General features: G+C 61.1%; 1 pseudogene (only partly in view). It reads left to right on the forward strand.

What is annotated here, in order from left to right:
• The first annotated feature begins 146 nt into the window (after positions 1-146).
• A pseudogene (locus JNK74_28340) lies at positions 147-288 on the forward strand (AAA family ATPase) (it continues 560 nt past the right edge of the window).

Raw genomic sequence — 288 nt, forward strand, 5'->3', positions numbered from 1 at the left:
ATCTGGCAGTCTCTATGCGTTATGAATGCCGTAGTCAATGCCGGTCTCCCCGATTTGTGTTCACCTTCATGGCGAAATGTGGCCGGCACGCACGTCACCGGCGGCAAACCGTTATTATCGCCTCTGCAGTCCCGCCTTCACAAGATATGCCCACTCCACTGAGTCAGAATCTGCAGCGCGTGCTCGACGCGGCCGGTCAGGTCGTGCTGGGCAAGGCCCATCCGATACGCATGGCGCTGGCCTGCCTGGTGGCGCGCGGTCATCTGCTCATCGAGGACATGCCCGGGG

The organism is Candidatus Hydrogenedentota bacterium (assembly GCA_016791475.1).
Classification (GTDB): Bacteria; Hydrogenedentota; Hydrogenedentia; order Hydrogenedentales; family JAEUWI01; genus JAEUWI01.